Origin of the sequence: Variovorax sp. LjRoot175 (assembly GCF_964253805.1) — a bacterium.
Lineage (GTDB): Bacteria > Pseudomonadota > Gammaproteobacteria > Burkholderiales > Burkholderiaceae_C > Variovorax.
The window spans coordinates 454,126-478,363 of sequence record NZ_CAXURY020000001.1; the positions used below are offsets into that span (position 1 = coordinate 454,126).

Annotated in this window: 25 protein-coding genes; 9 read left to right on the plus strand and 16 right to left on the minus strand. The window is 68.8% G+C overall.

The window, feature by feature from the left end; translation table 11 throughout:
• Window positions 1-43: 43 nt before the first annotated feature.
• The 4 genes from ACSQ89_RS02400 to ACSQ89_RS02415 all read left to right on the plus strand — a co-directional run bounded on the left by ACSQ89_RS02400 (window position 44) and on the right by ACSQ89_RS02415 (window position 5,211).
• Window positions 44-1,006, plus strand: a complete 963-nt coding sequence (locus ACSQ89_RS02400; protein WP_093104882.1) for a substrate-binding domain-containing protein — start codon at window positions 44-46, stop codon at window positions 1,004-1,006.
• A 5-nt stretch (window positions 1,007-1,011) separates the two neighbouring features.
• Window positions 1,012-2,175 carry a Gfo/Idh/MocA family protein gene (locus ACSQ89_RS02405; protein ID WP_436295040.1) on the plus strand — a complete coding sequence of 388 codons (1,164 nt, stop codon included), beginning with the start codon at window positions 1,012-1,014 and terminating at the stop codon, window positions 2,173-2,175.
• Window positions 2,176-2,349: 174 nt separating this feature from the next.
• Window positions 2,350-3,036, plus strand: coding sequence for a hypothetical protein (locus ACSQ89_RS02410; protein WP_436295041.1), 687 nt, complete (start codon window positions 2,350-2,352; stop codon window positions 3,034-3,036).
• A gap of 96 nt (window positions 3,037-3,132) precedes the next feature.
• Window positions 3,133-5,211: an NAD(+) synthase gene (locus ACSQ89_RS02415; RefSeq protein ID WP_436296072.1), complete on the plus strand. Its 2,079-nt coding sequence runs from the start codon at window positions 3,133-3,135 to the stop codon at window positions 5,209-5,211.
• A 9-nt stretch (window positions 5,212-5,220) separates the two neighbouring features.
• Here ACSQ89_RS02415 and ACSQ89_RS02420 read toward each other — a convergent pair whose 3' ends face one another.
• Window positions 5,221-5,439 carry a DUF3606 domain-containing protein gene (locus ACSQ89_RS02420; RefSeq protein WP_093104892.1) on the minus strand — a complete coding sequence of 73 codons (219 nt, stop codon included), beginning with the start codon at window positions 5,437-5,439 and terminating at the stop codon, window positions 5,221-5,223.
• 200 nt (window positions 5,440-5,639) lie between these two features.
• Here ACSQ89_RS02420 and ACSQ89_RS02425 point away from each other — a divergent pair, with 200 nt between their 5' ends.
• From ACSQ89_RS02425 to ACSQ89_RS02440, 4 genes are all read left to right on the plus strand, one after another.
• Complete coding sequence (locus ACSQ89_RS02425) at window positions 5,640-6,164, plus strand: DUF3617 domain-containing protein (protein WP_436295043.1); 525 nt, start codon at window positions 5,640-5,642, stop codon at window positions 6,162-6,164.
• A 70-nt stretch (window positions 6,165-6,234) separates the two neighbouring features.
• Window positions 6,235-7,302 carry a ligase-associated DNA damage response exonuclease gene (locus tag ACSQ89_RS02430; protein ID WP_436295044.1) on the plus strand — a complete coding sequence of 356 codons (1,068 nt, stop codon included), beginning with the start codon at window positions 6,235-6,237 and terminating at the stop codon, window positions 7,300-7,302.
• Window positions 7,299-8,969 (plus strand): ATP-dependent DNA ligase, encoded by a 1,671-nt coding sequence (locus ACSQ89_RS02435; protein ID WP_436295045.1) that lies wholly within the window; start codon window positions 7,299-7,301, stop codon window positions 8,967-8,969. Before ACSQ89_RS02430 ends, ACSQ89_RS02435 begins: the two co-directional genes overlap by 4 nt.
• A gap of 113 nt (window positions 8,970-9,082) precedes the next feature.
• Window positions 9,083-9,661 carry a cyclic nucleotide-binding domain-containing protein gene (locus ACSQ89_RS02440; RefSeq protein WP_170855556.1) on the plus strand — a complete coding sequence of 193 codons (579 nt, stop codon included), beginning with the start codon at window positions 9,083-9,085 and terminating at the stop codon, window positions 9,659-9,661.
• Window positions 9,662-9,664: 3 nt separating this feature from the next.
• Here the strand turns inward: ACSQ89_RS02440 and ACSQ89_RS02445 are convergent, their stop codons facing one another.
• From ACSQ89_RS02445 to ACSQ89_RS02455, 3 genes are read right to left on the minus strand one after another with little or no spacing between them, the layout of a single operon-like run.
• Window positions 9,665-10,192 (minus strand): TPM domain-containing protein, encoded by a 528-nt coding sequence (locus ACSQ89_RS02445; RefSeq protein ID WP_436295046.1) that lies wholly within the window; start codon window positions 10,190-10,192, stop codon window positions 9,665-9,667.
• A gap of 2 nt (window positions 10,193-10,194) precedes the next feature.
• The gene (locus ACSQ89_RS02450) at window positions 10,195-11,127 is read right to left on the minus strand and encodes a TPM domain-containing protein (protein ID WP_436295047.1); all 933 of its coding nucleotides are present in this window, start codon (window positions 11,125-11,127) and stop codon (window positions 10,195-10,197) included.
• A gap of 8 nt (window positions 11,128-11,135) precedes the next feature.
• The gene (locus ACSQ89_RS02455; RefSeq protein WP_244503816.1) at window positions 11,136-11,732 is read right to left on the minus strand and encodes a LemA family protein; all 597 of its coding nucleotides are present in this window, start codon (window positions 11,730-11,732) and stop codon (window positions 11,136-11,138) included.
• Between the two features lie 45 nt (window positions 11,733-11,777).
• On the opposite strand from ACSQ89_RS02455, the gene ACSQ89_RS02460 reads away from it, so the two are divergent.
• Complete coding sequence (locus tag ACSQ89_RS02460; RefSeq protein WP_436295048.1) at window positions 11,778-12,530, plus strand: hypothetical protein; 753 nt, start codon at window positions 11,778-11,780, stop codon at window positions 12,528-12,530.
• On the opposite strand, the gene ACSQ89_RS02465 is transcribed toward ACSQ89_RS02460, so the two are convergent.
• From ACSQ89_RS02465 to ACSQ89_RS02520, 12 genes are read right to left on the minus strand one after another with little or no spacing between them, the layout of a single operon-like run.
• A complete protein-coding gene (locus tag ACSQ89_RS02465; RefSeq protein ID WP_436295049.1) occupies window positions 12,527-13,342 on the minus strand; it encodes an ABC transporter permease in 816 nt (271 codons plus the stop codon). The genes ACSQ89_RS02460 and ACSQ89_RS02465 overlap by 4 nt on opposite strands.
• Entirely contained in the window at window positions 13,339-14,238 is a 900-nt protein-coding gene (locus tag ACSQ89_RS02470) for an ABC transporter permease (RefSeq protein ID WP_436295050.1), read from the minus strand. The genes ACSQ89_RS02465 and ACSQ89_RS02470 overlap by 4 nt, the downstream gene beginning before the upstream one ends.
• Window positions 14,235-15,374 carry an ABC transporter ATP-binding protein gene (locus ACSQ89_RS02475; protein WP_244503817.1) on the minus strand — a complete coding sequence of 380 codons (1,140 nt, stop codon included), beginning with the start codon at window positions 15,372-15,374 and terminating at the stop codon, window positions 14,235-14,237. The genes ACSQ89_RS02470 and ACSQ89_RS02475 overlap by 4 nt, the downstream gene beginning before the upstream one ends.
• Window positions 15,371-16,417 carry an ABC transporter substrate-binding protein gene (locus tag ACSQ89_RS02480; RefSeq protein WP_093104916.1) on the minus strand — a complete coding sequence of 349 codons (1,047 nt, stop codon included), beginning with the start codon at window positions 16,415-16,417 and terminating at the stop codon, window positions 15,371-15,373. Before ACSQ89_RS02480 ends, ACSQ89_RS02475 begins: the two co-directional genes overlap by 4 nt.
• A gap of 29 nt (window positions 16,418-16,446) precedes the next feature.
• Entirely contained in the window at window positions 16,447-17,433 is a 987-nt protein-coding gene (locus ACSQ89_RS02485) for an isopenicillin N synthase family dioxygenase (protein ID WP_436295051.1), read from the minus strand.
• Entirely contained in the window at window positions 17,430-18,125 is a 696-nt protein-coding gene (locus ACSQ89_RS02490) for a cysteine hydrolase family protein (RefSeq protein ID WP_093104922.1), read from the minus strand. Before ACSQ89_RS02490 ends, ACSQ89_RS02485 begins: the two co-directional genes overlap by 4 nt.
• Window positions 18,122-19,048, minus strand: coding sequence for an ABC transporter permease (locus ACSQ89_RS02495; RefSeq protein ID WP_436295052.1), 927 nt, complete (start codon window positions 19,046-19,048; stop codon window positions 18,122-18,124). Before ACSQ89_RS02495 ends, ACSQ89_RS02490 begins: the two co-directional genes overlap by 4 nt.
• Complete coding sequence (locus ACSQ89_RS02500) at window positions 19,048-20,190, minus strand: ABC transporter permease (protein ID WP_436295053.1); 1,143 nt, start codon at window positions 20,188-20,190, stop codon at window positions 19,048-19,050. Before ACSQ89_RS02500 ends, ACSQ89_RS02495 begins: the two co-directional genes overlap by 1 nt.
• A complete protein-coding gene (locus ACSQ89_RS02505; RefSeq protein ID WP_436295054.1) occupies window positions 20,183-21,703 on the minus strand; it encodes an ABC transporter ATP-binding protein in 1,521 nt (506 codons plus the stop codon). The genes ACSQ89_RS02500 and ACSQ89_RS02505 overlap by 8 nt, the downstream gene beginning before the upstream one ends.
• Window positions 21,700-22,791, minus strand: a complete 1,092-nt coding sequence (locus ACSQ89_RS02510; protein WP_093104933.1) for a BMP family ABC transporter substrate-binding protein — start codon at window positions 22,789-22,791, stop codon at window positions 21,700-21,702. Before ACSQ89_RS02510 ends, ACSQ89_RS02505 begins: the two co-directional genes overlap by 4 nt.
• On the minus strand, window positions 22,781-23,188 hold the full coding sequence (locus ACSQ89_RS02515; RefSeq protein WP_436295055.1) for a VOC family protein: 408 nt from the start codon (window positions 23,186-23,188) through the stop codon (window positions 22,781-22,783). The genes ACSQ89_RS02510 and ACSQ89_RS02515 overlap by 11 nt, the downstream gene beginning before the upstream one ends.
• Window positions 23,189-23,190: 2 nt before the next feature.
• A complete protein-coding gene (locus tag ACSQ89_RS02520) occupies window positions 23,191-24,192 on the minus strand; it encodes an isopenicillin N synthase family dioxygenase (RefSeq protein ID WP_436296073.1) in 1,002 nt (333 codons plus the stop codon).
• Window positions 24,193-24,238 lie beyond the last annotated feature (46 nt).

Below are 24,238 nucleotides of genomic sequence, written 5' to 3' on the forward strand. Positions count from 1 at the left end.
CCCGGCTTTTCATTTCCCTTTTTCAACCACGGAGACAACAAGCATGACTCTCATCACCCGACGCATCGCACTCACCGCCGTCGCAGCCGCGAGCTTTGCGGCCTTCCCGGCCTTCGGCGCCGAGAAGGTCAACCTCGGCGTCTCGATCCCCGCCGCCACGCACAGCTTCATGGGCGGCATCAACTACTGGGCCAACCAGGCGAAGAAGGATCTCGAGAAGCAGCACAAGGACCTCAAGATCACGATCAAGACGGCGGCCAACGCGCCCGAGCAGGCCAACCAGCTGCAGGACCTGTCGACTGTGACCAAGATCAACGCGCTGGTGATCTTCCCCTTCGAATCGGCCGCGCTCACCAAGCCGGTGGCCCAGGTCAAGGCCAAGGGCACCTATGTCACCGTGGTCGACCGCGGCCTGACCGACACCAGCGCACAGGACGCGTATGTCGCCGGCGACAACACCGCCTTCGGCAAGATTCCGGCCGAGTACATCGCGAAGAAGCTCAATGGCAAGGGCAACGTCGTCGCGCTGCGCGGCATCGCGACCACGCTGGACAACGAGCGCATGGACGCCTTCAACGGCGTGATGAAGAACTACCCCGACATCAAGCTGCTCGACGCCAAGTACGCCAACTGGAATCGCGACGATGCCTTCAAGGTCACGCAGGACTACCTCACGCGCTTCAAGAACCTCGATGCCATCTGGGCCGCCGACGACGACATGGCGGTGGGCGTGCTCAAGGCCATCGAGCAGGCCAAGCGCGACGACATCAAGATCATCTTCGGCGGCGCCGGCGCCAAGGGCATGGTCAAGACCATCCTCGACGGCAAGGACAAGCGCATCGACGCCGACGTGAGCTACTCGCCCAAGTTCATCTACGACGCGATCAAGCTCACGGCCGAAGCGCGCCTGAAGGGCGAGAAGCTGCCGGCGACGACAATCATTCCCTCGGTGCTGATCACCAAGGAGAACGCCAAGGACTTCTACCACCCGAATTCACCGTTCTGAGGCCGATGACCGAGATCCCTTCTCGCAGGCTGCGCTACGCCATGGTCGGCGGCGGGCGCGACGCCTTCATCGGTGCGGTGCACCGCAAGGCGATCGCGCTCGACGGCCAGGCCGAGCTGGTGGCCGGTGCGCTGTCGTCGAGCGCCGAGAAGGCCCGGGCTTCGGGCCGCGACCTGCTGCTGGCGGACGACCGCAACCATGGCGACTGGCAAAGCCTGCTCGACGACGAACTGAAGCGCCCGGAACACGAGCGCATCGATTTCGTCTCGATCGTCACGCCCAACCACGTGCACTTCCCGGTCGCGCAGGCCTTCGTCGAAGCCGGCTTCCACGTGGTGTGCGACAAGCCGCTGGTCCACACGCGCGCGCAGGCCGATGCCCTGGTCGCCGCGGTGGCGCGCAAGGGCACGATGTTCGCGGTCACCTACAACTACACCGGCTACCCGATGGTGCGCGAGGCGCGCGAGATCGTGCGCTCGGGCCGGCTCGGCGAGATCCGCAAGGTGGTGGTCGAATACAACCAGGGCTGGCTTTCGACCCAGCTCGAGAGCGAAGGCAACAAGCAGGCCGCCTGGCGCAGCGACCCGGCCATGAGCGGTGCGGCCGGCGCCATCGGCGACATCGGCTCGCACGCCGAGAACCTGGTCGCGACCGTGACCGGCCTCGAGATCGAGAGCCTCTGCGCCGACCTGAGCGCGCTGGTGCCGGGCCGTACGCTCGACGACGACGGCAGCCTGCTGCTGCGCTTCCAGGGCGGCGCGCGCGGCGTGCTGATCGCCTCGCAGGTCAACACCGGCCTGGAGAACGACCTGCGCCTGCGCGTCTCCGGCACGCTGGGCACGCTGGTGTGGCGGCAGGAGCAGCCGAGCGAACTGCTGCACCTGCCGCACGACGGACCGCGCCGCATCCTGACACGCGGATCGCCCTGGCTCGGCGAGGCGGCGAAGCGCGCGAGCCGATTGCCCAGCGGCCACCCCGAGGGCTTCATCGAAGCCTTCGCGAACGTGTACGGCGGCGTCGTGGGCGACATCCGCGCGCGGCTCGCGGGCCTTGCGGCCGATCCGCTGGAAGCCGACTACCCGCGCGTCGAGGACGGCGCGCGCGGCGTGCGTTTCATCGAGCGCACGGTGGCTTCCGCGAAGAGCGAGGCGAAGTGGACGGCCTGGTGAGCCTGCATGCGCGCGCCCCGCATGCCGCGCTGCCGCTGTAGGTACCCTCCCACAGTTGAATGTCCGCTGCGCCGCTGACTTGGCGCGGCCGCCGGACAGCATCCCCAAGGAGACGCCCGCGATGACCGCCGATCGCGGTGGACCGCGAGTGTCCCGATGCGAAGGGAGATGCGTATGGATGCCACGAACACGCAGGCATGGCTGGCCCTCGGGATCGTCGTGATCCTCGTTTTGGCCGCGCTGGCCGCTTATTTTTCCTATCGAAGACGACAGTCGCGCCGGCTCGCGGACCGCTTCGGCTCGGAGTACGGTCATGCCGTCGGGGAGCTCGGCAGCCGCAGCAAGGCCGAGGCCGAGCTCAGGCGGCGCGAAGCGCGCGTCGAAGCCCTGGACCTCGTGGCGCTCGCGCCGGGCGAAGCCGCCAGGTTCAGCCGGGACTGGAAGCGCTTGCAGGCCGAGTTCGTCGACAACCCGGCGGGGGTGGTCGGCCAGGCGGATCAACTGGTGCACGGGCAGCGAGGCATCGCGACGGACGACCTGCAGCAGCCCGCGGCCGAGAAGCAGGCGCCCGCCGGGAGCAGCGACGAGTCGCTGGATCCGCTTTTCTCTCCCGACGTGGCACGCGACTTTCGCGCCAGCTGGGATGCGGTCCAGATCGGCTTCGTCGACGACCCCCAGCAGGCGGTGCGCAAGGCCGACGAGCTGGTGCGCCAGGTCCTCGACAACCTGAGCCAGACCTTCTCCAAGCAGCGCGGCGCGCTCGAGGGGCAGACGGACCAAGTGGAGCGGGCGTCGACGGAGCAGCTGCGCATGGCGCTGCGGCGCTATCGCGCCTTCCTGCAGCGCCTGCACTCGCTCTAGGCGGCCTCGTCGCAAGAGCGCCGGCATTCGGGCCAAGGCCAAGGCTTTTGCCGAGCCTGCCGGGCAGGCGCTGGCACAAGGCCCACAATCCGGCCCATGACCGAACACGAGTTCCTCAATCCCTACACCCACGGTTTCGCGCGCCTCGCCGTGGCGGTGCCGCGCAATCGCGTGGCCGATCCGGTGTTCAACGTGGCCGAGACCATCCGCATGTACCGCGAGACGGCGGCCGACGGCGCGGTGCTGGTCGCCTTCCCCGAGCTGGGCCTCTCGGCCTATACCTGCGACGACCTGTTCCACCAGGCGGCCCTGCTCGATGCCTGCGAGCGCGCGCTGCTGGAGGTCGCCGCGGCCTCGCGCGACATCGGCGCCGTCGCCGTCGTCGGCCTGCCGCTGCGCGTGGACCACCGCCTCTTCAACTGTGCCGCCGTCGTCGCAGGCGGCCGGGTGCTGGGCGTGCTGCCGAAGACCTACCTGCCGAACTACGGCGAGTTCTACGAAGGCCGGCAGTTCAACGGCGCCGACAGCGCGCTCTCCACCGAGGTCGAGCTCGGCGGCGAACGCGTGCCCTTCGGCACCGAGCTCCTGTTCCGGTCGCGGCAGATGCCGCTCTTCAAGCTGCACGTGGAGATCTGCGAAGACGTGTGGGTGCCCATTCCCCCGTCGAGCTACGCGGCGCTGGCCGGTGCGACGGTGCTGGTCAATCTTTCGGCCTCCAACATCACGATCGGCAAGTCGGACTACCGGCATCGGCTGGTCAGCCTGCAGTCGGCGCGCTGTCTCGCGGCCTACCTCTATTCGTCGGCGGGCATCGGCGAATCGACCACCGACCTGGCCTGGGACGGGCAGGCGCTGATCTGCGAGAGCGGCGACATGCTGGCCGAGAGCGAACGCTTCAGCAACCGCTCGCACTTCATCGCGGCCGACGTCGACCTCGAGCGCCTGTCGCGCGAGCGCATGCGGCAGAACAGCTTCGGCACCTCGGTCCAGAAGCACAAGAGCGCGCTGGCGAACTGGCGCACCGTCGAATTCGACCTCGCGCCGCCGCCTCAAGTGCCGCGCAGCCTGCTGCGCACGGTGGAGCGCTTTCCCTACGTGCCCGCCGATCCGGCGCGGCGCGACGAGCGCTGCAGCGAGGTGTTCAATATCCAGGTGCAGTCGCTGGTGCAGCGGATGGAGGCCAGCCGCATCGACAAGCTCGTGATCGGCGTCTCGGGCGGGCTCGATTCGACCCATGCCTTGCTGGTCTGTGCGCAGGCGATGGACCGGCTCGGCCTGCCGCGCGCCAACATCCTCGGCTTCACCATGCCCGGCTTCGCGACCAGCGGGCGCACGCTGGCGCAGGCGCACCGGCTCATGGCCAGCATCGGCTGTACGGCGCGCGAGATCGACATCCGTCCGAGCTGCCGCCAGATGCTGGAAGACCTGGGCCATCCCTTCGACCAGGGCGTCCCGCAGTACGACATCACCTTCGAGAACGTGCAGGCCGGTGAACGCACCAGCCACCTGTTTCGCCTGGCCAACCACCACAACGGCATCGTCGTCGGCACCGGCGACCTGAGCGAATTGGCGCTGGGCTGGTGCACCTACGGCGTCGGCGACCACATGTCGCACTACAACGTGAATGCGAGCGTGCCCAAGACGCTGATCAAGCACCTGGTGCACTGGGTTGCTGCAACCCAGGTGCTGGGCGACGCGGGCAGCGCGGTGCTGCGCGACATCCTCGAGACCGAGGTCAGCCCCGAGCTGATTCCAACCGCTGCCGCCGACGGCGCGGAGGCGTCGGCGCAGCCCGGCCAGCGGACCGAGGACGTCATCGGCCCCTACGAACTGCAGGACTTCCACCTCTACTACACGCTGCGCTACGGCTTCAGGCCGACCAAGGTCGCTTTCCTCGCGCATGCGGCCTGGGGCGACCGCACGCGCGGCCGCTGGCCCGAGGACGAGCTTCAGCCGGCGCGCAACGAGTACGCGCTGGCCGACATCAAGCGCCACCTCGGCACCTTCCTCTACCGCTTCTTCAAGATCAGCCAGTTCAAGCGCTCGTGCGTGCCGAACGCGCCCAAGGTCGGTTCGGGCGGATCGCTCTCGCCGCGCGGCGACTGGCGCGCGCCCAGCGATTCGGAAGCGGAGGTCTGGTTGGAGGATCTAAGGCGGGTTCCCGAGTCCGGTTGAGGGCGGATGTCAGTGCGATGCGCTGGAATGCCGTCCGGCGCCGGCTTGGCGGCTTCCGCGCAGATGCCACTCGATGTCCGAGGCGCGACTGCCCACCGCGCGGACGGCTTCGCGCAGCCGATCGTGTGTGACGTCCAGTTTCCTGGACCATTTGTCGAGCTCGCGGGCGGTGCTGATGTCGATGCGGTCGGAGTGAATGCCGCCGCCTGCTATGGCTGCTTTTTTCATCTCGTTTGCTCCTGTCGGTTGTCGCACCCTAGGAGATGCACCATCTCCCGCTTGTAGGAAATCAGGCCACGGGACTGCCCGCCGCGTCAACCTCGCTGAAGGCTGGGGGCTGCCGGCCGATTGCTCTATTCCGCCGATCCGGCATGTGGGTTAGAAAGCGGCTGGCTTTCATTTCCAATCCGTCTTTGCTGGAGCACACGATGAGAATTCCCACCCGCTTGAGCGTCGCCGCTGCGATCTGCCTTCTGTACGCCGGCGCGGCGAGCGCACTCGACTATCCGCCGCGCAAGCCCGGCCTGTGGGAAATGACGATCCAGTCGGACGACGGTGCCTCCAAGGCGCCCCCGATGCAGACCCAGCAATGCATCGACGCCGCCACCGACAAGGCCATGCGCGAGATGGGCAGCAGCACAGGCCAGCAAGCCTGTTCGAAGCAGGACATGCGCACCGAGGGCGGCAAGATGGTGGTCGACTCGGTGTGCAAGATCGGCACCACCACCGCCACCACGCATTCGGTGGTCTCGGGCGACATGGGCACCGGCTACCGCATGGAAAGCCGCTCCAGCTACAACCCGCCGCTCGCGGGCCGCAAGGAGGGCACGGCCATCATCGAGGCCAAGTGGGTCGGGCCCTGCAAGGCGGGCCAGAAGCCGGGTGACATGGTGATGTCGAACGGCATGAAGATGAACGTGCTGGACATGATGGGCGCTCAAAAGAAGAAGTAGGCTGCCGCCGACAGCGCTTCGCGTCGGCCCGTCTGCGCGACGGATGGGGCATCGGCCTACGATCTGCGCCATGCCCGACGACCTGGTCATCGCCCGCCCCGAAGGCCTCTACTGCCCGCCGGGCGATTTCTACGTCGATCCGTGGAGGCCGGTCGACCGCGCCGTCATCACGCATGCGCACTCGGACCATGCGCGCGCCGGCCACGGCCACTACCTCGCGCACCGCGACAGCGCCGGCACGCTGCGCGCGCGGTTGGGCGAGATCACGCTGCAGACGCTGGACTACGGCGAGGCCATCGCCCACCAGGGCGTGAAGCTTTCGCTGCATCCGGCCGGCCACGTGCTGGGCTCGGCGCAGGTGCGGCTCGAGCACGGCGGCCGCGTCTGGGTCGCCTCGGGCGACTACAAGACCGAGCCCGACGGCACCTGCACGGCCTTCGAGCCGGTGCCCTGCGACACCTTCATCACCGAATCCACCTTCGGCCTGCCGATCTACCGCTGGCCGTCGCAAGCCGAGCTGTTCGCCGAGATCAACGGCTGGTGGCGCGCCAACGCCGAACAGGGCCGCGCCTCGGTGCTGCTGTGCTATGCCTTCGGCAAGGCGCAGCGCATCTTGCACGGCGTGGATGCGGGCATCGGGCCGATCGTGGTCCACGGCGCGGTCGAACCTTTGAATGCGGTCTACCGCGCGGCCGGCGTGGCGCTGCCGCCGACTTTGCGCGTGACCGATCCCGGCGTCGATGCCGCGCTGCTCCAGCGCGCGCTGGTGCTCGCGCCGCCCTCGGCCCATGGCACGCCGTGGATGCGGCGCCTCGGCAACTACTCGGATGGCTTCGCGAGCGGCTGGATGCAGCTGCGCGGCACGCGCCGGCGGCGCGGTGTCGATCGCGGCTTCGTGATGTCCGACCATGCCGACTGGCCGGGGCTGCAGCAGGCCATCGCCGGCACCAGGGCCGAGCGCGTGTTCGTCACGCACGGCAGCGTGGCGGTGATGGTGCGCTGGTTGAGCGAGAACGGGCTGCAGGCGCAGGGCTTCAAGACCGAATACGGAGATGAGGACATGGAGGGTGCTCCGACGGCCGCGAGCCCCCATCCCGGCCTTCCCCCGGAAGGGGAAGGTGAAACAGCCCTCCCATGAAGCAGTTCGCCGCGCTCTATCGCGAGCTCGATGCGAGCACCTCGAGCCTGGCCAAGCAGGCCGCGCTGCAGCGCTATCTGCTAAGCGCCGCGCCGGCCGACGCGGCCTGGACCGTGTACTTCCTGGCTGGCGGCAAACCGCGGCAGCTGGTGCCCACCAAGCTGCTGCGGCTGCTCGCGCAGGAGGCCGCCGGCCTGCCGGAATGGCTGTTCGTCGAAAGCTACGAGGCGGTCGGCGACCTGGCCGAAACCATTTCGCTGCTGCTGCCGTCGCCGACCGATGCGCACGACCTGGGGCTCGCGGTCTGGGTCGAAAAGCACCTGCTGCCCTTGCGCGGCATGGCGCCCGAGCAGCTCTCCGACGCGCTGCGTGCGCAATGGCGCCGCCTCGCGCCGGAGGAGCGGCTGGTCTATTTCAAGCTCATCACCGGCGGCTTTCGCGTCGGCGTCTCGCGCCTGCAGGTCACGCAGGCGCTGTCGGCGGTCGGTGCGCTCGACCCCAAGCGCGTCGCGCAGCGGCTGATGGGCTACACGCACATCGCCGGCCAGCCCACCGCGGCCGACTACGCCGCGCTGATCGCGCCCGAGAGCGGCGGCGAGCTCGACCAGCAGACGAGCGGACAGCCCTATCCCTTCTTTCTCGCGCATCCCTTCAACCTGCCGCTCGAACAGTTCGATGCGGCGCTCGGGCCGCCTTCGCAATGGCTCGTCGAGTGGAAGTGGGACGGCATTCGCGCCCAGCTGGTCAAGCGCGCCGGCCGGGTCTGGCTATGGTCGCGCGGCGAAGAGCTGGTGACCGAGCGCTTCCCCGAGCTCGCGCAGATGGGCGAGACCTTGCCCGACGGCACGGTGCTCGACGGCGAGGTGGTGGTCTGGCGCAGGGATTCGACCTCGCCTATTGGCGAGGGTCGCGTCCAGCCCTTTGCCGAGCTGCAGAAGCGCGTCGGCCGCAAGACGCTCAGCCCGAAGCTGCTGCGCGAGATCCCCGCGGTGCTGCTGGCCTACGACCTGCTCGAATGGGAGGGCCGCGACCTGCGCACGTTGCCGCAGGCCGAGCGCCGCGTGCTGCTCGACGATCTGCTGACCGCCGCGCAGCACCCTTCGCTCGTTGCCAGTCCCATGCTGCACGGCGAGAGCTGGCAGGACCTGGCGCGCCAGCGCGAAGCCGCGCGCTCGATGGGCGTCGAAGGAATGATGCTCAAGCAGCGCGAGGCGCACTACGGCGTCGGCCGCACCAAGGACGTGGGGCTGTGGTGGAAGTGGAAGATCGATCCGCTCTCCGTCGATGCAGTGCTGGTCTACGCGCAGCGCGGCCATGGCCGCCGTGCCAGCCTCTACAGCGACTACACGTTCGCCGTCTGGGACGGGCCGCCCGAAGCGCCAGAACGCAGGCTCGTGCCCTTCGCCAAGGCCTACTCGGGCCTGACCGACGCCGAGATGGCGCGCGTCGATGCGGTCATCAAGAAGACCACCATCGAGAGCTTCGGGCCGGTGCGCAGCGTCGAGCCCACGCTGGTGTTCGAGCTCGGCTTCGAAGGCATCGCGCGCAGCACGCGCCACAAGAGCGGCATCGCGGTGCGCTTTCCGCGCATGCTGCGCTGGCGCGAGGACAAGCCGGTGGAGGAGGCCGATACCCTGCAGACGCTGGCGGCGCTGCTGCCCGCATGAAGACGCATCGCGCAGATAGAGAAGAAGTTCTCAGCTTCGGCCGCTACCTGAGCGCACCGCGGCAAACTGCAGGACCCAATGACGCAGTTCTGAGAAACTCGGCACTCCCATCCATGCACGATCACCGCAACCCTCGTCCCGGCGTCGATCTGCGCGAGCACGCCGTTCATCTGCTGATGCAGGCCGCACCGCTGGCCGGCATGGGGCTGCACGAGGCGCGGGTCGTGGTCGATGCCATGCGGCCGCTGCACCTGCTGGCCGACACCCTGCTGTTCGAGGAAGGCGATGCGGTCGACAACGACTACATGGTCCTGGTGCTCGATGGCCAGCTGCGTGTGGTCAGCAGCAACGGCGTCCCCGGCGACGAGGTCGTGATCTCGGTCATCGCCCCGGGCAGCCTGGTCGGCGAAATGGGCGTGATCGACGGCGGGCCGCGCTCCGCGAGCTGCACGGCGCTGACCGACGTCAAGCTCGGCGTGCTGTCGCGTACCTCGCTGCTGGAGCTGATCGAGACGCACCCCGGCGCCGCGGCCCGCCTGATGCTGGGCGTTGCCAAGGGCCTGGCCGAGCGGCTGCGCGAGGGCAACCGGCGGCTGCGCACGCTGTCGCGGGTCACGCGTGCGCTGCAGTCGGAGCTGGATGCAGCGCATGCGGTGAACCGCCGCCTGCTCGATGCGCAGGGCCGTCGCTGAGCCTCAGATCAGGATGACCGGCTCGTCGGGCAGCTCGTTGCGGTCGGCCTGGCCCTCGGCCAGCGGAAAGTGCGCGACCAAGAGCGCCGACATCTCTTCCAACGCCTGCGTGAGCCCGTCCTCGAAACGGCCCTCGCGAAAAGCGGCTGTCATGCGCTGCGCCATCGCAGCCCATTCCTCGGCGCTCACGAGCGCATCGATGCCGCGGTCGGCCACGATCTCGATCGCGTGCTCGGCCATCAGCAGGTAGATCAGCACGCCGTTGTTGTCCGCGGTGTCCCACACGCGCAGCTTGCCGAACATCATGATCGCGCGCTCGCGTGCCGGCGCGCCGCGCCACAGGTAGGACATCGGCAGGCCTGCCTCGACGCAGATGCGCACCTCGCCGCTGTGCCGGCGCTCGCTGGCCGCGACCCGTCGGCCCAGGCGCTCGAGTGCTTCCGGCGGCAGTGCGCGCCGCACGTCGGCCGCGTCGATCCAGCGATGGCGCCAGAGGCGCGCGAGCTTCGAGAAGAAGGATGGGCCGGCCATCGCTACCAGTCCCCCGAGGCGCCGCCGCCCCCGAAATCGCCGCCGCCGCCGGAGCTGAAGCCCCCGCCGCCCGAGGAGCCGCCGCTCCAGCCGCCGCCACCGGTGCCCCAGCCGCCGAGGCCGCCTCCGCCCAAGCCACCGCCGCGCCGGCCGGCGCCGGCACCGAAGGCCGTCGACAGCAGCGTGAAAAGCAGCGCGCCAAGGCCAGCGAGCACCGCGACCACCAGGCTCGAGGTCAGGACCATCACGAGCACGCCCGTCGCGCCGCCCAGCGCCAGCGGGCCCAGCACCTTGCCGAGGATGGCGCGCGCGATCGGTCCGCCGATCAGCACGCCGAAGAACAGGAAGATGGCGAGGTCCTGCCAGTCGAAGCCGCTGTCGCTGTCGCGTTCGCCGTTGCCGAAGTCACCGCTCTTGTTGTCGACCTCGGGGAGCGCCTCGCCCTTGACGCGCGCAATCAGCTGGTCGGCCGCCGCGTCGAGTCCGCCCGCGAAGTCGTTCTCGCGAAAGCGCGGCTTCATCGCATGGTCGATGATGCGCGCCGCCGCGATGTCGGGCACCGCGCCTTCGAGCGTCTTCGCGACCTCGATGCGCATCTTGCGGTCGTTCTTGGCGACGATGACGAGGATGCCGTCGCCCACCTCCTTGCGGCCGATCTTCCAGGCATTGCCGACGCGGTTGGCGTAGCTCGCGATGTCTTCGGGCGCCGTGGTCGCGACCATCAGCATCACGATCTGCGAACCCTTCTGCTGCTCGAAGGCCTGGAGCTTGGCTTCGAGCGCCTGGCGCTGCGAGGCATCGAGCGTGCCGGTCTGGTCGATCACCCGCGCGCTGAGCGCCGGCACCGGCAACAGGTCCTGGGCCTGTGCGCCGGCGAGCGCGACGGCCACCAGGAAGAGGGCTGTCAGCGCGCGCCGGATGCGGGCGGCCGTCATCTAGGAAGTTACTTCTTGGGTGCGCCGAAATCCACCGTCGGCGGCGTCGAGATCTGGGCTTCGTTCTGGACGCTGAAGTTGGGCTTCGCGTCGTAGCTGAACACCTTGGCCGTGATGTTGGTGGGGAAGCTGCGCGCGAGCACGTTGTACTCCTGCACCGTCTGGATGTAGCGGTTGCGCGCCACGGTGATGCGGTTCTCGGTGCCTTCCAGCGTCACGCGCAGGTCGCGAAAGGCCTGGTTGGCCTTGAGGTTGGGGTATTGCTCGGCCACCACCATCAGGCGCGACAGTGCGCTGGAGAGCTCGCCCTGTGCCTGCTGGAACTTGTTGAAGGCCTCGGGGTTGTTGAGAGTCTCGGGCGTGACCTGGATCGAGGTCGCCTTGGCGCGCGCCTCGATCACCTTGGTCAGCGTTTCCTGCTCGAAGTTGGCTTCGCCCTTGACCGTGGCCACGATGTTCGGCACCAGGTCCGCGCGGCGCTGGTACTGGTTGAGCACCTCGCTCCAGGCCGACTTGCTGGCCTCGTCGAGGCGCTGGAAGTCGTTGTAGCCGCAGCCGGCGAGCGACAGCGCCGTGAGGATGATCAAGAGCCAGCGTTTCACCATGTCGAACTCTCCGAGGTGCGAAGTGGGCGAAGTTAGCATAGATGCATGTCGGCCGACCCTCTTCAAGCCCTGCAGGCCGCGAGCCGTGGAGCGCAGCCCATCGCATCGGGCGAGGGCACGCTGCTGATCGCCGGCGCCACCGGCGCGCTGGGGCAGGAACTGGTGCGGCGCCTGGCGGGCCGGCATCGCTTCGACCACACGCGCGTGCTCGCACGCGAACCCATTCGCGACGGCCTGCGCGGCGTCGAGACCCTGCTCGCACCGGTTGCGGAGATCGCGCAGTGGCCGCTCGTCGCGGCCGATACGGCGCTGGTCCTGTTCGAGCCGCCGCGTCTCTACTACGACCGCGAACGCGCGCTGTGGACGCCCGAGCCGGCGCAGCTGCCCGCGCTCGCCCGTTGGCTGCGGGCCTGCGGCGTGCGCACGCTGGCCATCGTGCAGCCGCACGACCAGGGCCGGCTGCCGGAGGCGCTGAAGCGCGGCCTCGCCAGCCTCGACGAAGAGGCGGTGGTCGCTCTGGGCTTCGAGCGCGTGATCATCGTGCGCTCGGCGCAGAAGCCCGCCGCGGCCCGCTTCGCGAATCCGGCCGAGCGGCTGGCGGCCTGGATGCTGTCCATCGCGCGCTTCATGGTGCCGACCAGCGAGCAGCCGGTGCGCGCGACCAAGGTGGCGGAGCTGGTCGACGTCGCGCTGCGCGTCGCGCCGCCGGGCGTGCACGTGGCCGCGCCCGAGCTGGTGTGGCAGGCGGCGCAGGGCGAGCTGCGCGCGGTGGCGGAGGGCTGGCTGCGTGCGCGCTAGCCGAAGCGCAGCGAGCGCAGCCCCACCGTCCGGTCCACCCACACCACCACCGCCAGCGTGAGCACGATGCTGACCGTGGACACGGCGGCCGCGGTCGGGTCGAAGTCCCATCGCAGGTAGTCGAAGAGCTGCAGCGGCAGCGTCGTCATGCCGATGCCCTTCAACAGCAGCGACATGTTGAAGAGGTCGAAGGAGATCACGAAGGCGAACAGCGCGCCGGTGATGATGCCGGGCTTGATCAGCGGCAGCGTCACGCGTTGGAAGGCACGCCAGGGCGAGGCGCCGAGGCTGCGCGCCGCCTGCTCGAGCGAGGCGTCCTGGTTGTAGAGCGCCGACGCGACGTTGGTGAACACGTAGGGCAGGGTCACCAGCACGTGGCCGACCACCAGACCGAACATCGTGCGCGTGCCGATGCCGCTCGCATAGAGGAAGAACAGCAGCGCGATGGCGGTCAGGATCTCGGGCAGCATGAGCGGCATCATCAGCAGCATGCGCAGCGGCTCGCGCAGCCGCTGCGCATACCTCACCACGTAGAGCGCGCCGGCGATGCCGATGACCGAGGAGATCAGCGTCGCGATCGCCGCCAGCAGCAGCGAGCTGCGGATGGCGCGCATGAAGGCCTCGTTGACGAACAGCGCGCCGAACCAGCGCAGCGAGATGCCCTGCGGCGGGAAAGTCATGAACTCGCCGGCGTTGAGCGACATCAGTACGATGATCGCGATCGGCAGCAGCAAAAAGGCGTAGACGGCGCCGACGTAGAAGAGGCCGAAGCCGTCGGCGATGCGATGCGACAGCGGTGCGCGGCGCGTCATGCCAGGCCCTTCATGAAGCGGCCAGTCAGCTTCCCATAGAGCGCCACCGCCGCCATGCCGCATGCCGTGAGCACCAGCGCCTGTGCCGCGCCGGAGGGCCACTGGAAGTTGTCGATCAGGTTCTGCACCACCAGCACCGACATGGTCTTGACCTGCGCGCCGCCGAGCATCACCGGCGTCACGTAGGCGCTCAGCGCCAGCACGAAGACCAGGATCGTGCCGGCCTGAATGCCGGGCCACGACAAGGGCAGCACGAGCCGCCAGAACACCTTGAGCCGCGAAGCGCCGAGCGAGCGCGCGGCCGCTTCGAGCGACGGGTCGATGCTTTGAATGACGCCGACCAGCGGCAGGATCATGAAGGGCAGGAACACGTGCACCAGCGCGATGGTCACGCCGAGCCGGTTGTTCATCAGCTGCAGGCCGGTCTCGACCAGGCCGAGGTCGAGCAGCACGCGGTTGACCACGCCGTTGCCCGACAGCAGGATCAGCCAGCCGAAGCTGCGCACCACCACGCCCACCAGCAGCGGCGAGAGCACCAGCACGTAGAGCGCGCTGCCCCAGCGCGAAGTCGTGCGCGCGAGGTGGTAGGCCACCGGGTAGCCCAGCAGCAGGCAGATCGGCGTGACGGTGAGGCCCAGGAGCAGCGTGTCGCCCAACACGCCGAGCAGGTAGCCGTCGGAGAGCGCGCGGCCGTAGTTGGCGAGCGTGAGGCCCGCGCCGTAGGGTGCGCCGACGGCCGGCGGGCGCAGGCTCATCAGCACGATGTTGAGGTAGGGCAGAACCAGGAAGACGCCGATCAGCAGCAGCGCCGGCGCGATCAGCCAGAAGGCGCGGCGCGCGAGCGGCACGGCCTGCATCGCGCGTGGCACCGGTGCGGCGGAGGCGATGGCGCTCATTCCTGCCCCGCGATGATCCAGGCGTGCCCCGGCTCGAAACGCATGCCACTCGAGGCGCCGGCCGCGACGCGCTGGCCCGGCGCGGTCTGCACCAGCAGCGTCTGGCCGCCCGCGCATTGCACCGTGTGCTCCACGCTGCTGCCGAGGAAGTAGCTGGTGGCCACCAGGCCCTGGTAGGGGCCGCTGCCGTCGAAGTGGATCGCCTCGGGCCGGATCGTGACGTGCACGGCCTGGCCGGGCGCGAGCGGCTGGTCATGGTCGGCCTCCACGGTGCCGAGCGCAGTCTCGATGCGAAAGCGCAGCCACGCGCCTTCGTAGGGCAGCTTCGACTCGACGCGGCCTTCGATCAGGTTCGAGCGGCCGATGAAGCGCGCGACATCGACGCTGCGCGGGCGCAGGTAGATCGCCTCGGGCACGTCGAACTGCTGCAGCCGGCCGCCCAGCATCACCGCCACGCGGTCGGACATCACCATCGCCTCGGCCTGGTCGTGCGTGACGTAGAGCGTGGTGATGCCGACGCGCTTCTGCAGCTCGCGGATGAAGACGCGCATGTCCTCGCGCAGCACCGCGTCGAGGTTGGCCAGCGGTTCGTCGAGCAGCAGCAGGCGCGGCTCGATCACCAGCGCGCGGGCCAGCGCCACGCGCTGCTGCTGGCCGCCCGAGAGCTGGCGCGGATAGCGCTCGGCCATGCTCGTTAGCTGCACCATCGCCAGCACCGCGTCGATGCGGCGCGCCATCTCGGCCTTGGGCACGTTGCGCATCTCCAGGCCGAAGGCGAGGTTGCGCCGCACCGTGAGATGCGGGAACAGCGCGTAGTTCTGGAACACCATGCCGATGTCGCGGCGCTCGGGCGGCAGGCCGGTGATGTCTTCGCCGTCGAGCAGCACTGCGCCCTCGTCGGGGTACTCGAAGCCGGCCACGCAGCGCAGCGTGGTGGTCTTGCCGCAGCCGCTCGGGCCCAGGAGCGAGATGAACTCGCCGGGCTCGGTGTGAAGCTCCAGCGCGTGCAGCGCGGTCGTGGCCTGGAAGCTCTTGCAGAGCCCTTGCAGCGTGAGCCGCGTCATGCGGCGCGCGCGCACCGCGGCGGCCGCGTCCGAATCCGCCGGCCGCGTGCCGGCAGGCAGCACCGCGCTCACTTGATCTCCCGGTTCCAGCGGTCGGTGATGGCAGGCAGCTGCGGATTGACCTTGCTCCAGTCGAAACCGACGATCGAGGCCATGGCCTGGCCGCTGACCGGCACGTCGGCCGCCATCGCCGATGCCAGCTGCACCTTGGTGTTGGTGGGCGAGGTGAAGAATTCCTTGGCCATCATCTCCTGCACCTCGGGCTGCAGGATGAAGTTCAGGTACTTGTAGGCATCCTCCTTGTTGGGCGCGTTCTTGAGGATGTTGAAGGACTGCTCGAAGGCCACCACGCCCTCGCTCGGCACCACCATCTCGACCGGCACGCCCTTCTTCTTGAGCGCGACGATCTCGGGAAAGTCGATCACCGCCACCGTCACGTCGCCGCGCGTGAGCATGGTCGAGAGCGTGCCGCTCCAGTCGGCCTGCGTAAAGGGCAGCAGCTTCTTGATCTCGACGAAGGCGCGGTCGATCGCGTCCTGCGAGCCGCCGTAGATCTTGGCGGTCATCAGGAGGAACAGCATCGCGGCCGTGTTGCCGATCTGGTAGAGGCCGATCTTGCCCTTGAACTCGGGGTTGCTCCAGAGGTCGGTCCAGGACTTGGGCGGCGTCTTCACCAGGTCCTTGCGGTAGCCGATGCCGATGGTCGAGACGATGCCGCGCACGCCGTTGTCGCCCGGGTTGCGCAGGTTGGGGTAGACGTTCGCAAGGTTGGGCACCTTGGCCGCGGGGATGGGCTCGAAGTAGCCCTCGCCGCGCACCACGCTCGCGATGTTCTCGTTGACCATCAGCACGCTGTAGGGCGGCTTCTCGATGCCGGCGGCGCGCAGGTTGGCGATGAAGTTCTTGCCCAGGCCGACGTCGAGCGTGGGCTGCACGCCGCTCGTCTTGTCGAGCATCGGCAGCAGGTCGCTGCGCCAGAACTTCTCCCAGCGGCCGCCGTAGGTGTTGACCACCAGCGGCGCGGCGGCGAAGGAGGACAGGGCGGGCAGCGCGAGGCCGGCGGCGGCGCCGAGGCTGCGCAGGAGGAGGTCGCGGCGATTTTGAAGAGCGAGCATGGGAAGACTTTCGGGCGGCAGTGGAAGGATCAGGCGGTGACGGCATCGCCGGCCGATGTGCGGCGGTAGTCGTAGTTGCGGTTCAGGCGGTCGAGCAGGTAGTCGCCGTAGTGCACCGGCGCATGCTTCGGCGGGTTGGCCTCGTCGGTGCAGGTCGGCAGGCATTCGATCAGCGCGTCCATGCCCGGGTCGAAGAAGTAGGGCAGCGAATAGCGGTCGCCGCCGGAGCGGTTGATCACGCGGTGCGGCGTCGAGACGAAGCGCATGTTGGTCCAGCGCGCGAGCATGTCGCCGACGTTGAGCACGTAGGTGTTCGCAATCGGCGGCGCCTCGATCCAGTCGACGCCGCGCGGGCGTACCTGCAGGCCGCCCGCGTCGTCCTGCGCCAGCAGCGTGATGACGCCGTAGTCGGTGTGCGGGGCCGAGCCGATCTGCTCGTCTTCCAGCGGCGGCTGCGGCGGGTAGTGCAAGAGGCGCAGGAAGGTGGTGGGATGGTCGAAGTGATGATCCAGCGCATGCGCCGGCAGCCCCAGGCTCATGGCGATCAGCTGCACGAGGTAGCGGGAGAGCGCGTCGACTTCGGCGATGTAGCGCTCGATGCGCACCTGGAAGTCCGGCACCCAGCCGGGCCACTGGTTGGGGCCCTGCAGCGGCAGGCCGGCCAGCAGGCGGTGATCGTCCGGCGGCAGCTCGTGCATGAGCATCAGCGACTCGCTCATGTTCGGCCGCGTCACCTTCGCCACCGAGGAGGTGACGATGGTGGAAGTGGCCATGCCCATGTAGCCGCGATGGAAACCGTTGATCGCGATCGACTGCTTGCGTTCGAGCGGCGAGGCATGGAACTCGCGCGAGGCCGCGAAGGCCGCGTCGCGCGAGGCGGGCGCGACGTTGTGGCCCGCGATGTAGGCGAAGCCGATGGTGCTGAGCGCCTCGTACAGACGCGCCGCAGTCTCGCGCGCAAGAGGCGCCTCGGAGTCGATGTTGCCGTGTAGATCGATGAGGGGAATGGATGTCATGGATGAACTTCGAACGAGGAGTACTGCTGCCAGTGCGCCAGCAGGTCCGCCGCCTCCACCACCAGTCCCAGGTGCAGCGACACCATGCTGAGCGCCGCGGCCTCCAGGTGCGCGTCGGTGCCGCGCACCAGGTCGCGCAGCACGATCACGCGGTAGTTGTGGTTGTTGGCGTCGAAGGCGGTGTTGAGCACGCAACAGTCGGTGAAGCCGCCGTTGAGCACCACGGTGCGGATGCCCTGGTTGCGCAGCAGGAAGTCGAGGTCGGTCGGATAGAAGGCCGAGAGCCGGCGCTTGTTCTCCACCCGCAGGTCGCCGGGCTCGACGCGCGTGACCCACTCGGTCCACCGGCTGCCCTCGATCGCGTGCGCATCGGCATTCGGAATTTCCCCGACATGCAGCGGGAACGTGCGCCGCCATGCGGCCGGGATGCCGCGCAGGTCGTCGGCGCCGCCGGGCCGGAGCACCGACTTGACGTGCACGATGGGTATGCCCAGCGCGCGGGCTAGGTCGTGGAAGGCGTCGATCGGCGCCACCAACTCGCGTGCACGCGGCGCCGGGCAGGGGCAGTCGGGCCCTTCATCCAGATGGCCGCGGTGCATGTCGATCGAGATCACGGCGGTGGCCGCCGGGTCGAGATAGTCCTCGAAGCCCTCGCCCAGCTCGCGCGGCTGCTCGTAGACGTAGGCCTTCATCGTCTTTCCTCCCGCACATAGGGCACGCCCAGGGCGCCCGGTTCGCCGTCGCCGCCGCGCCGGGCGAGCGCCACCCAGACCATCACGCCGAGCGTCACTGCATAGGGCGTTATCAGCACGAAGTACTGCGGCAGCTGCACGCCGGCCGCGGCCAGCTGCGGGATCAGCGCCTCGATGCAGCCGAAGAGCAGCGCGCCGGCCAGCGCCTTCCACGGCGACCAGCGCGCGAAGATCACCAGGCCCACTGCGATCCAGCCGCGCCCGCCGGTCATGCCGGCGATCCACAGCTTGGTGCTGACCACCGAGATGTAGGCGCCGGCCAGCCCGACCAGCGCGGAGCCGGCCAGCACCGCCGCGAAGCGCCAGGCCGAAACCGAGATGCCGGCCGCATCGGCGGCCTGCGGGTTCTCGCCCACGGCGCGCAACCGCAGGCCCGCATCGGTGCGCAGCAGGAACCAGGTGACGGCCGCGAAGATCGGCAGCGTGAGCCAGACCATCGCGTTCTGCTGGAACAGGCGCCCGACGACGGGCAGCGAGGAGAAGGGCCACAGCGCCATCGTGCCGATGCCGGGCGTGGCCTGGTTGGTCCATTGGGCCAGCGTGCCGACCAGTGCCGTGAGCCCCTGGCAAAAGAACACGAGCGCGAGACCCGCGATCACCTGGTTGACGCGCAGCCAGATCACCATCACCGCGAACAGCAGCGAGACGACGGCAGCCGCGAGCATGGCCAGCAGCAGTGACACCGCCGGCTCGCCGAAGGCCAGCTGCGCGCCGATGCCGGCCAGCGCGCCGACCAGCATCAGCCCTTCGGCGCCTAGCGAGAGCACGCCCGCGCGTTCGCAGACGATCAGGCCCAGCGCGGCCAGCGCATAGGGCACTGCGAAATCCGGCGTGTTGGCGAGCCAGTTGAGGACGATGTCCATCACGCTGCTCCGGTGCCCACGCGGCGCAGGCGATGCCTGATGAAGAAGTCGCTCGATGCCACGCACACCACGATCACGGCCTGGATCAGCTGCACCATCGAGAAGGGCACCTGGTAGAACACCTGCAGGCTGCGCCCGGTCACGAACAGCGCCGCGACCATCAGCGCGACCACGCTGGCGGCCAGCGGGTTGTTGCGCGCGAGGAAGGCGATCAGGATGCCGGAGAAGCCATAGCCCTGGTAGAAGGCCTGCGTGAGCCGGCCCTCCTGCCCCGCGGCGACGGCGAAGCCCGCGAGGCCGGCCATCGCGCCGGAGAGCAGCACCGCGCCGTAGATGACGCGCGCCACCGGCACGCCGGCTGCATGCGCCATGCGCGGGTTGGCGTCGACGAAGCGCAGGTACAGGCCGGCGCGGCTCACGCCGACCAGCCACCATCCGAGGAGTGCGACGACGGCGGCCAGCAGAATCGCGCTGTTCACGCCCGAGAAGAGATCGGGCAAGCGCTCGAAGGCGCGGAACTGCGGCGAATAGGGGAAGTTGTCCTTCGGGTCCTTCCAGCTGCCGTACACCAGGTGCAGCAGGAAGTTGGCCGCCATGTAGTTGAGCATCAAGGTCGAGATGATCTCGTTGACGCCCAGCCTGAGCTTGAGCAGCGCCGGGCCCAGCACCCACAGCAATCCGGCGGCCAGCGCGGCGACGAACATCAGCGGAAGCCGCAGCGCAGGCGGGCCGATCTCGAAGAAGGAAACGGCCGTGGCGCCGATCGCGCCCCAGATCATCTGGCCCTCGAGGCCGAGGTTCCAGAAGCGTGCGCGAAAGGCCATCGCACCGGCCAGCCCGACCAGGATCATCGGTGCCGCCTGGAACAGCACGGCGCGGAAGTTCTGGCCATCGAGGAAAGTCTGGACGATGAACTCGTTGAGCAACTCGCCGGCCGGCACGCCCGCGGCCACCAGGATGGCGGCCGAGAGCAGGAGCCCCACGCCGATGGCGGCGGCGAGGATCAGCGCCTGCCAATGCCAGGCCATGTGCTGGCGGATCTCGAGCGCATAGCGGCGCGCGCCCCAGGGCTGGCGCGCGGATGCCGCCGCCGGTGTGTCCGCGAGGTGCGTAATGGGCATCGCGAGCGAGGGCTCAGCCATGGTCCACCATCGCCTGGCCGATGGCCTGCCGGTCCGCCGGCTGCGCGAACTCGGCCACGATGCGGCCGCGCGTCATCACGCCCACGCGGTCGGCCAGTGCGAGCACCTCGTCGAGGTCTTCGCTGATCAGGAGCACGGCCGCGCCGGCATCGCGCGCGGCGCGCAGCCGCGCATGCACTTCGGCGCCGGCGCGCACGTCCAGCCCGCGGCTCGGGCTGTGGGCCAGCACCAGCCGCGGCGACTTGCCGAACTCGCGCGCCAGCACGAGCTTCTGCGCATTGCCGCCCGACAGCAGCGCAGCCTTCTGCGCGATCGAGCGCACGCCCTGCACGTCGAAGGCGGCGACGGCGGCTTGCGCGTCCTGGTCCATCTCGCGGCGCTTCAGGCGCCAGGCCGAGCCGTAGCGCCCGCTGTGGACCTGTCCGATGCCGTAGTTCTCGGAAACCGAGAGGCCGCCCGCGAGCGCGAGGCCGTAGCGGTCGGCGGGAATGGTCGCCAGCCTCAGTGCACGGCGCGCCGTCGTCGGCGTCGCCTTGAGATCGCCATGGCGATCAAGCGCGATCTCGCCTTCGGTCCGGCCCGGCAGGCCCATGATCGCGCCCGCCAGTTCCCCCTGGCCGTTGCCGCCGACGCCGGCCAGCCCGTAGATCTCGCCCGCGCGCAGGTCGAGGTCGATGCCGTCGAGCACGCGGCGGCCTTGCACTTCGGGCGAACGCAATCCGCGCACCGTGAGCCGCACCGGGCCCGGCGTCGCGCGCGTCGACCCGGCTGCGGGCGCGGTGATCGATTCGCCGACCGTGAGCCGGACCAGCTCGCCCACCGGCATCTGCTGCGGGTCGACCGTCGCGACCGTGCGGCCGCCGCGCATCACGGTCACGCGGTCGGCATGGCGCTTGACGTCGGCCATCTTGTGCGTGACCAGCACCACCGCCGCGCCGCGGCGCGCGAGCCCATGCACGGTCGAGAGCAGGCGCTCGGCCTCCTGGTCGGTCAGCACGGCGGTGGGCTCGTCGAGGATCAGGATGCGCGTGCCGGCCAAGAGCACCTTGAGGATCTCGACGCGCTGCTGCTCGGCCACCGACAGCCGGTCCACGCGCTGCGCCGGGTCGATGTCGAAGCCGAGTTCTCGCGCCTTGTCGCGGATCGCCTCTTCGACGCGGCGCAGGCGCTTGCCATGGCTTTCGAAGCGCTCGGACCGCGGCGCGGTCAGGAGGATGTTCTGCGCCACCGTGAAGGGCTGCACCAGCCGGAAGTGCTGGTGGACCATGCCGATGCGCGCCTTCGCCGCATCGCGCGGCCCGCTGAAGCGCACCGGGTTGTCGTCGACCGACATCGTGCCGGCCTCGGCCGCATAAAGGCCGGCCGCGATGTTCATCAGCGAGGACTTGCCCGCGCCGTTCTCGCCCAAGAGCGCATGCACCTCGCCCCAGCGCGCCGAGAAGTGCGCGTCGGTCAGCGCCGCAAATCCGTCGAAGGACTTGTGGATGCCATGGAGCTGCAGCGCCGTGGTCATTTCTGCGTGACGACGCCCTTGACGAACCAGTCCATCTTCCAGAGATCGGCATCGGACAGCACGGCGCCCTTGGCGACGCGCTCCTTGCCGTCGCGGTCGGCCAGCGGGCCGGCATAGATCTGCTTGCCCTTGAGCAGTGCGTCGCGTTCTGCTGTGATCGCGGCGGCCTTGTCCTTCGGCACCCCGGGGCCGAAGCCCGCGATGTCGGTGCCGCCCGCGCTCATCGGAATGAAGGCGCCGTATTGCGCCGGCTTCCAGTTGCCGGCCATGATCTTCTTCAGCTCCGGCGTGAGGAACTTGTCCCACACCCAGACCGAGGAGCACAGCGTGGCCTTGGGCGCGAACTGCCGCAGGTCGCGGTGATGGCCGGTGCCGTAGACGCCGCGCTCCTGCGCCACGATCTGCGGCGTCGGGCTGTCGACGTGCTGGCCGATCACGTCGGCGCCCTGGTCGATCAGCGCGGCCGCGGCGGCGCGTTCCTTGACCGGGTCGTTCCACGAGCCGGTGTAGATCACGTTCACCGTGGCATTCGGGTTCATCTTCTGCGCGCCGAGCGCGAAGGCGTTGATGGTCCAGTTGACGACGCCGAAGGGGTTGGCCGCGACGAAGCCGAGCTTGCCGGTCTTCGAGGCTGCGCCTGCAGCCATGCCGCAGAGGTACTGGCTCTCGTAGGTGCGGCCGTAGAAGGATTCGAGGTTGGCGCCGTTGCTGGTGCCCGAGCCGTTGAGGAAGGCCACCTCGGGGTATTTGGCCGCGAGCTCCTTGAAGCTGTCGGAATAGCCGAAGGCGGTGCCGATGATGATGTTGGCGCCGCGCTGGATGAACTTCTCGGCCGCGGGCTTGATGGCGGATGCGTCTTCCGGCACGTTCTCGACGAACTGGATCTTCTCGCCGGTTTCCTTCTCGACCTTGATGCGCGCCTCGTCGAAGGCCTGCGTCCAGCCGCCGTCGTTCTTGGGGCCGAAGTACAGCATCGCGATCTTCGGCTTGCCCTTCAGGGTGAAGCCGTCGGCGGCCACCGCCGGGCCGATCAGCGCGGCGCCCGCGACAAGCGCTGCGACCGCGCAAGGAATCGATTTACGCAACATCACTCGGACCTTTCATCATGAAATTGATACGGAACACATTGCCCTCGGGGTCGAGCAGCACCGACTGGTACCAGTGGTAGTAGGTGACGTAGGGCGCCTTGACGAGCGTGGCGCCGGCAGCGACGGCGACCGGCACCATGCGGTCGACTTCTTCTTGCGAATCGACATCGATGTTCAGCAGGAACTTGACCCCGCGCGTGTCGGAGAACTCGGCCAGCTGCAAGAGCTCGTAGGCATCGAAGGCGTTGAAGCCCAGCTTGGCCTTGCCCGCGTCGAGGCCGCGGAAGATCGGCGAGCGGATGGCCTCGATCTCGGGGAAGCCGAACACGCGCTGGTAGAAGCCGCTTAGCGCGACGACGTCTTTCGCGAAGACGTTGACGTAGGAAAGATGAGGCATGTTCAGGCTGTCACTTTGGTGCCGCCGAAGGTCGTCTGTTTCAGGAACTTCGACTTCAAGTGGTCGCCGGAAGAGATCGGCGCGTACTTCGGCGCCTCGCCCGGCGCGAGGCAGCTCGGCAGGCACTCGACCATCGCGTCGTAGTTGGGCTGGTGGAAGAACACCAGCGACTGCCGGCGGTTGGTGGCGGCCGCATCCGGCGGCGGGTTGACCACGCGGTGCAGGGTCGAGACCCACAGGTCGTTGGTCCACTGCATCATGAGGTCGGCGATGTTCACCACCAGGCCGCCCTCGACCATCGGCACGTCGACCCATTGGCCGGCCTTGTTGAAGACCTGCAGCCCCTTGTCGTCAGGCAGCACGACGGTGAGGCTGCCGTAGTCGCTGTGCGCGCCGGCGCGCAGCTGGCCGGGCAATGCAGCCTCGGTCTGCGGCGGGTAGCTCAGCACGCGGAACATGCTGATGTGCTTGTCGATCTTGTCGTCGAAGAAGGTCTCGGGAAGTTCCAGCGCGAGCGCGAAGATGCGCATCAGCGAACGCGAGAGATCGCTCATCGCCTCGAAGTAGTCGTCGAAGGCCGGCTGGAAGCCCGGCAGATCGGGCCAGACATTGGGCTCGAAGTGCGGGCCGGCCGCAACGCCCCGGTGGTAGTCGTCGGCCGGCACATTGGAGGGACCGATGGAGAAGGACTCCTTCAGGTCGCCCGGCGCCGCTTCTTCGAGGCTGTACGACAACCCTTCCTCGCCCACCGCGCTGTAGCCGCGCACCGCGTCGTCGCGCGGGCGATCGACCTTGCGCTTGTCGGCCAGCGGCAAGGCGAAGAATTCACGCGAGACCGCGGAGACGCGCGCGATGAGTTCGGGGGCGATGCCGTGGTTGGTGATGACCAGGAAGCCGATGCTGCGGCAGGCCTCGTCGACCTTGCGCGCCACCTCGGCCTTGCCTTCGGGCGTTCCGGAAAAGAAGGGCGCCAGATCGATGATCGGTACGGACAGCAGGGTCATGCTTTCAATCCTTCGGTGTGACGGTGGCGGCGCTTCGACATGCAAC

Coding starts and splice junctions, on each gene's coding strand:
- ACSQ89_RS02400 (WP_093104882.1), top strand. CDS start 44: ATGACTCTCATCACCCGACGCATCGCACTCACCGCCGTCGCAGCCGCG.
- ACSQ89_RS02405 (WP_436295040.1), top strand. CDS start 1,012: ATGACCGAGATCCCTTCTCGCAGGCTGCGCTACGCCATGGTCGGCGGC.
- ACSQ89_RS02410 (WP_436295041.1), top strand. CDS start 2,350: ATGGATGCCACGAACACGCAGGCATGGCTGGCCCTCGGGATCGTCGTG.
- ACSQ89_RS02415 (WP_436296072.1), top strand. CDS start 3,133: ATGACCGAACACGAGTTCCTCAATCCCTACACCCACGGTTTCGCGCGC.
- ACSQ89_RS02420 (WP_093104892.1), bottom strand. CDS start 5,439: ATGAAAAAAGCAGCCATAGCAGGCGGCGGCATTCACTCCGACCGCATC.
- ACSQ89_RS02425 (WP_436295043.1), top strand. CDS start 5,640: ATGAGAATTCCCACCCGCTTGAGCGTCGCCGCTGCGATCTGCCTTCTG.
- ACSQ89_RS02430 (WP_436295044.1), top strand. CDS start 6,235: ATGCCCGACGACCTGGTCATCGCCCGCCCCGAAGGCCTCTACTGCCCG.
- ACSQ89_RS02435 (WP_436295045.1), top strand. CDS start 7,299: ATGAAGCAGTTCGCCGCGCTCTATCGCGAGCTCGATGCGAGCACCTCG.
- ACSQ89_RS02440 (WP_170855556.1), top strand. CDS start 9,083: ATGCACGATCACCGCAACCCTCGTCCCGGCGTCGATCTGCGCGAGCAC.
- ACSQ89_RS02445 (WP_436295046.1), bottom strand. CDS start 10,192: ATGGCCGGCCCATCCTTCTTCTCGAAGCTCGCGCGCCTCTGGCGCCAT.
- ACSQ89_RS02450 (WP_436295047.1), bottom strand. CDS start 11,127: ATGACGGCCGCCCGCATCCGGCGCGCGCTGACAGCCCTCTTCCTGGTG.
- ACSQ89_RS02455 (WP_244503816.1), bottom strand. CDS start 11,732: ATGGTGAAACGCTGGCTCTTGATCATCCTCACGGCGCTGTCGCTCGCC.
- ACSQ89_RS02460 (WP_436295048.1), top strand. CDS start 11,778: ATGTCGGCCGACCCTCTTCAAGCCCTGCAGGCCGCGAGCCGTGGAGCG.
- ACSQ89_RS02465 (WP_436295049.1), bottom strand. CDS start 13,342: ATGACGCGCCGCGCACCGCTGTCGCATCGCATCGCCGACGGCTTCGGC.
- ACSQ89_RS02470 (WP_436295050.1), bottom strand. CDS start 14,238: ATGAGCGCCATCGCCTCCGCCGCACCGGTGCCACGCGCGATGCAGGCC.
- ACSQ89_RS02480 (WP_093104916.1), bottom strand. CDS start 16,417: ATGCTCGCTCTTCAAAATCGCCGCGACCTCCTCCTGCGCAGCCTCGGC.
- ACSQ89_RS02485 (WP_436295051.1), bottom strand. CDS start 17,433: ATGACATCCATTCCCCTCATCGATCTACACGGCAACATCGACTCCGAG.
- ACSQ89_RS02490 (WP_093104922.1), bottom strand. CDS start 18,125: ATGAAGGCCTACGTCTACGAGCAGCCGCGCGAGCTGGGCGAGGGCTTC.
- ACSQ89_RS02495 (WP_436295052.1), bottom strand. CDS start 19,048: ATGGACATCGTCCTCAACTGGCTCGCCAACACGCCGGATTTCGCAGTG.
- ACSQ89_RS02500 (WP_436295053.1), bottom strand. CDS start 20,190: ATGGCTGAGCCCTCGCTCGCGATGCCCATTACGCACCTCGCGGACACA.
- ACSQ89_RS02505 (WP_436295054.1), bottom strand. CDS start 21,703: ATGACCACGGCGCTGCAGCTCCATGGCATCCACAAGTCCTTCGACGGA.
- ACSQ89_RS02510 (WP_093104933.1), bottom strand. CDS start 22,791: ATGTTGCGTAAATCGATTCCTTGCGCGGTCGCAGCGCTTGTCGCGGGC.
- ACSQ89_RS02515 (WP_436295055.1), bottom strand. CDS start 23,188: ATGCCTCATCTTTCCTACGTCAACGTCTTCGCGAAAGACGTCGTCGCG.
- ACSQ89_RS02520 (WP_436296073.1), bottom strand. CDS start 24,192: ATGACCCTGCTGTCCGTACCGATCATCGATCTGGCGCCCTTCTTTTCC.